General features: G+C 31.2%; 4 protein-coding genes and 2 pseudogenes. All 6 read right to left on the minus strand.

Annotated features, from left to right (window positions below):
* Positions 1–120: 120 nt before the first annotated feature.
* Positions 121–282: pseudogene (locus AB2369_RS09505) on the minus strand (MerR family transcriptional regulator); the annotation flags it as partial.
* Between the two features lie 350 nt (positions 283–632).
* Positions 633–2,105, minus strand: a complete 1,473-nt coding sequence (locus AB2369_RS09510; protein ID WP_367666247.1) for a peptidoglycan D,D-transpeptidase FtsI family protein — start codon at positions 2,103–2,105, stop codon at positions 633–635.
* Between the two features lies 1 nt (position 2,106).
* Positions 2,107–3,312, minus strand: coding sequence for an FtsW/RodA/SpoVE family cell cycle protein (locus AB2369_RS09515; RefSeq protein ID WP_367666248.1), 1,206 nt, complete (start codon positions 3,310–3,312; stop codon positions 2,107–2,109).
* 12 nt (positions 3,313–3,324) lie between these two features.
* The gene (locus tag AB2369_RS09520; RefSeq protein ID WP_367666249.1) at positions 3,325–3,756 is read right to left on the minus strand and encodes an FHA domain-containing protein; all 432 of its coding nucleotides are present in this window, start codon (positions 3,754–3,756) and stop codon (positions 3,325–3,327) included.
* A 268-nt stretch (positions 3,757–4,024) separates the two neighbouring features.
* Positions 4,025–6,853, minus strand: a complete 2,829-nt coding sequence (gene uvrA, locus AB2369_RS09525) for an excinuclease ABC subunit UvrA (RefSeq protein ID WP_367666250.1) — start codon at positions 6,851–6,853, stop codon at positions 4,025–4,027.
* A gap of 245 nt (positions 6,854–7,098) precedes the next feature.
* Positions 7,099–7,578, minus strand: a pseudogene (locus AB2369_RS09530) (transposase); the annotation flags it as partial.

Consider the following 7,578-nt stretch of genomic DNA (forward strand, 5'->3'; position numbering starts at 1 on the left):
ATTCTAATCTTCTTCGCCAGTATCATCCTTCAACAACTCCTTAATCATCTTCTTTGCTTTATTGGCTCTTTTTCCTTTCAATCTATAACTAAAACTGTAAAAATCTGAATTAACTCCTCATTTAATACCTAAAAAATGATTAAGTTGTTCTTGTGAATAATATCTTGTACCACCATCTGTTATATGACTTGGTTTCAAACTTCCAATTTCATCCTAATTTCTTGAAGTTTGAATTGACTTACCTATTTTTTGTGCGAATTCTCCTATTGAGTAATATTTCACATTATCACCTCAATAAGATATCAACATGAACTCTATTATAAATTAATATATTTTTATAGATTTTTATATATTTATTCCAACTGTTGCTATCCCTCCTAAATATACTTCAAGTATGTAAAATTTCTCTATGTATACTAATCATCATCTAATATATTGTCCATATGCTATATTCATACAAATAGTATAAACATAATACTTTTCCTTGTCTAATACCAAATGTAACCAATTAATTCTACTAATTAATCCCTTTTGCCCATAAGATAAATGTAAAAACTAAAGAGTGGACTTTTTTAAATCCACTCTTTAGCCTTTAAGGATCTTACCAAAATTTTCAATATATTACCTTAAAATTATTTACTTAAGGCTGTTCTCATTATGTCAGATGCAGCTTTTGCAGCCTTACCGCCTCCAGTTCCTCCATTCTCTATGATTACAGAAATAGCTATTTCTGGATTATCATAAGGGGCAAATCCTATAAACCATGAATGAGGTACTGCATCTTTTCCGTTTTTATCAAGGTGGTCTGCTGTTCCTGTTTTTCCTGCAGCATTTAACCCTTTAAACATAGATGAGTCTACAGTTCCATTATCTATTACAGACTTCATATAAGGCTGTAAAGTCTTTGCAGTATTTGTAGACATAGCTCTTCCTAATTCCTTAGGTTTTATAGTTTCTACTGTTTTACCTTCAAAATTTAATATACTATTTACAAGCCTAGGCTCCATAATAACTCCATCATTAGCTACAGCTGAAGCAACTAAGGCCATTTGCATAGGGGTAGCTAATATACTACTTTGCCCTATACCACTTTGAGCTATATTTCCTTTTTCATAGGGCTCCAGTTTTGGAAAACTGCTTTTTGCTATATATAAATCATCAGCAGGTATGGATTTATTAAAATAAAACTTCTCAGCAGTTTCTCTTAACTTGTCATTTCCAAGTTCCATAGCTAAGGTTCCAAAAACCACATTGCTAGATTTTCTAAAAGCATCAGCAAATGTTATACTTCCATTGGCATATCCCCCATAGTTGCTTAAGGATTGCTTATCATTAAATACTATCTTACCATTATCTTCAAAAACTCTACTGGTAAGACCAGGCATATTCTCTAAAGCAGAAGTGGCTGTAACTACCTTAAATGTAGATCCTGGGGCATATTGTCCCTCTGTAGCTCTATTTAGAAGTGGAGAATCTTCTCCTGATATCTTTTTATTATTTATATCATTATACACTGCATCTAAATTGTTAGGATCATACGTAGGTTTTGAAACTGAAGCTAAAATCTCCCCAGTCTTAGGATTTAAAACAACAACTGCTCCTTTATTATTTCCTATGGCATCATAGGCTGCCTTTTGAATATCATAGTCTAGTGATGTATTTATATCATTTCCTACCTTTTCTTTATCTTGTCTATTATTAAAAGCTTCCTTAATATTAAAGCTCTTTAAAGCTTCCTTTACATTAAACAAGGTATTCTTAGTATTCATTAACTCTTCATCATACTTCTTTTCAAGACCTGTTAATCCATATTTAGGGTCTACATATCCAATTATATGAGCAAAAAGATCTCCTCCTGGGTAATATCTTTCTTGTGTTAAAGTATCTTTTCTCTCACTTTTAGTTAATGCTTTTCCATTTCTATCATATATAGTCCCTCTTAAAACTTCATTTCTCTTAGCCCATAGTCTCTTATTGTTAGTACTAGCTGCAAGGTCTGGAGCCTTAAATGTAGTAAAATATGCGATATAGGTTATCAAAGCTAAAAAACAAAGGAGGAAAACTATTAAAACTTTTTTTACTTCATTTGTTAAATCCTGCTTCATCTTAACCCTCCTCAGATATCTTTTGAATTATTCCCATGGCAAAGAAACTAGTAAGCATAGAACTACCTCCATAACTTACAAAAGGTAGGGTTATACCAGTTAGAGGAATAGCATTCATAACTCCCCCTACTATAACTAAAACTTGGCTGGCAAACATGGCACTATATCCAACTGCTAAAAGTTGTGAGAATTTATCATTCACATAAATAGCAGCTCTCATACATCTATAGAACATTAAGAAAAATATAATCATTATACCAAATCCCATGATAATCCCAAGTTCTTCACATATTATAGCAAATATGTAGTCAGTAGTATTAACCGGAACAAAATTAGGATAGCCTTTTCCAAGCCCTGCTCCAAATAATCCCCCTGATGCTATTGAGTAAAGTCCTTGTACTATTTGGTACCCTTGTTCATTGGCATAGGCAAAAGGATCTTTCCATATCATAACTCTTACCCTTACGTGATAAAAGAGCTTATAACTAGCAACGGCTCCTACTGCCGATAATAGAAATGTGGTTATAATATACTTAACCTTAGAAGTAGAAAGGTATAGCATAGTTACAGATATTCCAAAGAATATTAATACTGATCCTAAGTCCTTTTGTAATACCATAAACCCTAAAGAATACATAACAACCAATGCAGGTTTTATCAAAGACTTAAAATGACCATCATAGTTTCTAAGTGTAGCTGCTAAATAAGCAGTTAAGAATAACTTTCCTATTTCTGAAGGTTGAAAGCTTAATGGTCCAACCATAACCCAGTTTTTTGCTCCATATACTTCCTTTCCTATAAATGTAGCCATAGCCATAAATATCAAGGTACCTATAAGATATAGCTTGTCATATTTAGCAAAGCTTTTTAAATCCGGAAGTAAAACAACAATTAATACATAGGCTGTTATTCCAGCAGTAAACCATACAGTCTGTTTTATAGCAGTGGATGGATTTATTCTATAAAGAATAACTATTCCTATCATGGATAGTATAAATACAAAAAGTAATAAATACTTATCCCCATCTGAAAAATACTTTCTTATTATGAAATGAGAATATGCAAGAAGCATAGCCATTGCCACTCCTAAAATAACTGCCCTATTATCGAACTCCGGTTTTAGTAATGCCAGATTGCTAAACATTGCAAAAAGTAATAGATACACAAAAAAAAGCATTTTCTTTTCATCTCTTAAACTACTTTTCATGGATTCACCTACTTATCCTATTATTTTAAATACTACGCTTCCTATTTTTATTTTATCGCCCTCTTCAATATACCTTTTTCCTCTTACATCTTCTCCATTAATAAAAGTTCCATTAGTAGACCTTAAATCTTCTATTATACATTGATTATTTCTTAAATATATCTTAGCATGATATCCTGATACATATTGATCACTTAAAATTATAGAGTTATCATTTCTTCTTCCTATGGTAATCTCCCCGTTTATAGGTATAACTGCCCCTGCCTTTAAAGTATTATTTTCTCCTGGTGACATAACTTCAAGACCTAAGGAAGCTTTTTTCAATCTCTTTTTCTTTCCCCCATTACGTACATCCTTTGCCATTATTCTTAAAGAAAATATTATTATAGAATATAGAATTACTATAAATATTGCTGTAAATGCAAAACTTAAAATCTTATTCATTCCTTACACCTCTTCGACTTATTTAAAACCATCCATATTATTATACCATCATTTCATAGGAAAAATGTTAAAAAACCATTTCTAAAAATATAAAACCTCTTCTTTATTACATATATAAAAATATTATCTACATAACTCTCTAGAAAAATTAAGACTTTATTACTAAAGTTAATTTTAATTTAGTAATAAAGCCTTATAGTTTAATTAGCTAAGTAGATCAATTTATATAACCCTTTATGCTAATCTTTAATTAGCTTTCTAGTAACCTTTATAAAATCTTACTTAAATAGTATCCTGTATATGACTTTTCATTCTTAGTTATCTGTTCTGGAGTACCTTTTGCTATAATAGTTCCACCTTTATCTCCACCTTCTGGACCTAGATCTATTAGGTAGTCACAACATTTTATAACATCTAAATTATGTTCTATTACAACTACAGAATTTCCTCCATCTACTAACCTCTGTAATATGGTAATGAGCCTTGCTACATCATCAACATGAAGTCCTGTAGTAGGTTCATCTAAAATATATAGAGTTTTTCCTGTACTTCTCTTTGAAAGCTCATAGGCAAGCTTTATTCTCTGAGCCTCTCCACCTGATAGCTGAGTAGATGGTTGACCTAATCTTACATATCCAAGACCAACATCATTTAGAGTTTGAAGCTTATTTTTTATTCTTGGTATATTCTCAAAGAATTCTAAGGCTTCTTCTACAGTCATAGTTAAAATATCATCTATATTTTTACCCTTATATCTAACTTCTAATGTTTCTCTATTATATCTCTTACCCTTACATACCTCACAAGGTACATATACATCAGATAGAAACTGCATTTCTATTCTTATTATTCCATCTCCACTACAGGATTCACATCTTCCTCCCTTTACGTTAAAGGAGAATCTTCCTGGCTTATATCCTCTCATTTTTGACTCTGGAGTAGAAGAGAAAACTTCTCTTATTATATCAAAAACTCCAGTGTAGGTAGCAGGGTTAGAACGTGGTGTTCTTCCTATAGGACTTTGATCTATATCTATTATTTTATCTATATTCTCAAAGCCTTTAATTTCCTTATAAGCTCCTGGAATATTCTTAGACTTATTTATTATTTTATTTAATCCCTTATAAAAGATTTCATTTATAAGAGTACTTTTACCTGAACCTGAAACCCCTGTTACTGCTGTAAGTGTTCCTAGCGGTACTTTAACATTAACATTTTTAAGATTATTTTCTTTTGCTCCAACTACCTCTATAGAAAGTCCATTTCCTTTTCTTCTTTCCTTTGGAATTTCTATTTTCTTCTTACCAGTTAAATACTGTCCTGTTAGAGATGTTTCACATGCCTTCACCTCATCTACTGTTCCAGCAACAACAACCTCTCCACCATGCTCTCCAGCTCCTGGTCCTATATCAACTACATAGTCTGCTTCTCTTATTGTGTCTTCATCGTGCTCTACAACAACAAGGGTATTTCCAATATCCCTAAGGTGCTTTAATGTAGCTATTAATCTATCATTATCTCTTTGGTGAAGACCTATACTTGGCTCATCAAGTATATATAAAACCCCAACTAAGCTAGATCCAATTTGAGTTGCAAGTCTTATTCTTTGGGCTTCTCCTCCTGATAAGGTTCCAGCCTTTCTGGATAGGTTTAAATAGTCTAAACCTACATCTATTAAGAACTTAAGTCTTGAAGAGATTTCTTTTAATATTTGATCACTTATTATTTTATTCTTCTCTGAAAGCTCTAATGAATTTAAGAATTCAAGCTCTTCCTTTATAGACATAATACAAAAATCATGTATATTTTTATCTCCAACTTTTACTGCAAGTGCTTCTGGCTTAAGCCTAGCCCCCTTACACTTATTACAGTGATTATCGCTCATAAAGGCTTCAATTTCCTGCTTTATATAATCTGATCCTGTTTCTCTATATCTTCTTTTAAGAGAATTTATTACTCCTTCGTAGTTATGCATGTATGTTCCTTGAACATTTTCCTTCTCATACTTTACTACAAGTTTTTCTCCCTTCATTCCATAAAGAAGCACATCAATAACTTCTTTTTTAATATCTTTAATAGGTGTATCTAAAGAGAATTTATATTTATCTGTTAATGCTGTCATAACGGCATAGGTCCATGAATCCTCTTTCATCCTTCCTTCTCCCCAAGGTGATATTGCTCCTTCTCTTATGGTTTTAGTCTTATCTGGAATTATAAGATCTTCATCTATCTCCATCAAAGTTCCAAGTCCATCACAATGATCACACTTTCCAAATGGGGAGTTAAAAGAAAATAATCTTGGTGCTAGTTCATCTATGCTTATTCCACATTCTATACAAGCAAACTTCTCAGAAAATAACATATCATAAGGTTCTTCCTCTAGTACGTTAATTATTACTAATCCTTCTGAAAGCTTAAGAGCTGTTTCTATGGAGTCAGTAAGTCTACTTCTTACATCATCTCTCACTATCAAACGGTCAATAACAGCTTCTATATTATGCTTTATATTCTTTTCTAGCTTAATTTCCTCTTCTGTAACTTCTAAAATCTCTCCATCTATTCTAGCTCTAACAAATCCGTTCTTCTTTATGTTTTCAATTACCTTTTCATGGGTTCCTTTTCTACCTCTAATTATAGGTGAAAGTACCTGAAGTTTAGTTCTTTCAGGTAGTTCTAAAATTTTATCTACCATTTGATCAACACTTTGTTGAGAAATCTCTTTTCCACACTTTGGGCAATGAGGAAGTCCTATTCTAGCATATAAAAGTCTTAAATAATCATATATTTCTGTAACAGTTCCTACTGTGGAACGTGGATTTCTACTTGTTGTCTTTTGATCTATTGATATTGCTGGTGATAGTCCTTCTATGTATTCTACATCTGGCTTATCCATCTGTCCTAGGAATTGTCTTGCATAAGAAGATAAACTTTCAACATATCTTCTTTGACCTTCCGCATATAAGGTATCGAAGGCTAATGAAGACTTACCTGATCCTGAAAGCCCTGTAAAAACTACTAATTTATCTCTAGGAATCTCTAAAGATACATTCTTTAGGTTATTTACCTTAGCTCCTTTTATAACTATTTTATCCTTCATACTTCTCTCCTTTAAAATAGGTTTTATTAACCACCACATATATATTATTTATTAACTATATTAATCTTAAACCCAAACACACGTTTGTGTCAAGGGACGGTTAACATTTATCTTTCTTTTAAAATTATGGTTTAAATTCTATATTTTTTTATTATTTTATGCATTTATTCTATTTTATTTTTAAAGATAAGATGGCTTGTCCACTAGTATTGCTAATAAAATTTAATGTGGAAAACAATGAATTTTTATTTAGCACATAAAAATTCATTAAATATATTCTTATATCTTATATCGTCACTTATTAAACTAAGTCCCATATTAGATAACTTCGATACTCTACTTTCTGTTAAATTGCCAATAATTCTACATATTTCATCGTAATTCATATTACATAAACTTCTCATTAAAATTATCATTAAAGCTTTTGAATTAGATACTTGTCTTAGATTTTTAGTTTGTATACACTCCATTGAAATATTAAATTTTCTACATATAAATTTCATTACATTTTCCCATGATATATTTCTTTCTATAATATATCTCTTACTCTCATATTTAGTTTTTTCATTTTTAAATTCCACATAATCCTTATGTTCTTCTTTACAAATAAACATAGCCTTCATATACTCTGCCCTTGCAAGCCTAGAATTTTTTGAAACCATAGCTAATATGAATTCCTTATCCAATACTTGAAATTCGTCTTTTTTTATTCCAATGTATGTACT

This window comes from Clostridium sp. (assembly GCF_040797585.1).
Classification (GTDB): domain Bacteria; phylum Bacillota; class Clostridia; order Clostridiales; family Clostridiaceae; genus Clostridium_Z.

Bases quoted from the DNA above. Each gene is read 5' to 3' on its own strand.
- AB2369_RS09510 (WP_367666247.1), bottom strand. From the start codon at position 2,105: ATGAAGCAGGATTTAACAAATGAAGTAAAAAAAGTTTTAATAGTTTTC.
- AB2369_RS09515 (WP_367666248.1), bottom strand. From the start codon at position 3,312: ATGAAAAGTAGTTTAAGAGATGAAAAGAAAATGCTTTTTTTTGTGTAT.
- AB2369_RS09520 (WP_367666249.1), bottom strand. From the start codon at position 3,756: ATGAATAAGATTTTAAGTTTTGCATTTACAGCAATATTTATAGTAATT.
- uvrA (WP_367666250.1), bottom strand. From the start codon at position 6,853: ATGAAGGATAAAATAGTTATAAAAGGAGCTAAGGTAAATAACCTAAAG.